The 809-nt window shown below is 59.6% G+C and carries 1 protein-coding gene; it reads right to left on the bottom strand.

Annotation, left to right across the window (positions count from 1 at the left end; genetic code table 11):
- Nucleotides 1–87: 87 nt before the first annotated feature.
- On the bottom strand, nt 88–809 hold a 722-nt coding region (araH, locus tag OMK64_RS21350; protein WP_272730119.1), incomplete at its 5' end, for an L-arabinose ABC transporter permease AraH.

Here is an 809-nt window from a genome sequence, read left to right as displayed (position 1 = left end):
TGCGCCGTGTCAGTCAACTCATTCGGGTCTGACACTCCGTATTCGCGAGCAAGCCCGCTCCCACATTCAGTCTTCACAGGGCATGACTCAGCGTTGTTTCATGCGGTCGATGACCACGGCCAGCAGCAGGATTGAGCCGCGAATAACATATTGATAGAACGTGTCGATGTTCTTCAGGTTCATCGCATTCTCGATGATCGCCAAAATCAGCACTCCGGCGATCACATGGCGGATCATCCCTACCCCGCCACTCAACGAAACCCCGCCCAGCACGCACGCCGAGATCACGGTCAGCTCAAACCCCTGGCCAATCATCGGCTGGCCCGAGGTCATGCGCGACGCCAGAATCACCCCGGCCAACGCTCCAATCAGGCCGTGCACGGCAAAGATGATGATCTTGGTGCGATCAACATTCACCCCGGCCAGCAACGCCGCTTCCTGGTTACCGCCGATGGCCATGGTGTTGCGCCCGTAGGTGGTGTAGTTGAGCAGCCAGCCAAAGAACACAAAGCACAGCACGGTGATGATGATCGGCACCGGCACGCCCATCAGTTGGCCGTTGCCGAACACGAAGAAACCTTCGTCCATCACGCCGACGGCCTTGCCGTTGGAAAAGATGTACGCCAGTCCACGCACGATCTGCATGGTCGCCAGCGTGGTAATCAGCGCATTGACCCGCAGCTTGGCGATCACGATGCCGTTGATCAGCCCCACCATCAGGCCCATCAGCAACGCGGCGCCAATGCCGAGCATGACGCTGTCGGTGTCGCGCATCACAATCGCCGCCACCACCCCGGCGCAGGCGATGA

The organism is Cellulomonas fimi (genome assembly GCF_028527925.1).
Taxonomy (GTDB): Bacteria; Actinomycetota; Actinomycetes; order Actinomycetales; family Cellulomonadaceae; genus Cellulomonas; species Cellulomonas fimi_C.
The sequence above is the reverse complement of the archived record's forward strand: the minus strand, read 5'-3'. Positions and strand labels throughout refer to the sequence as shown.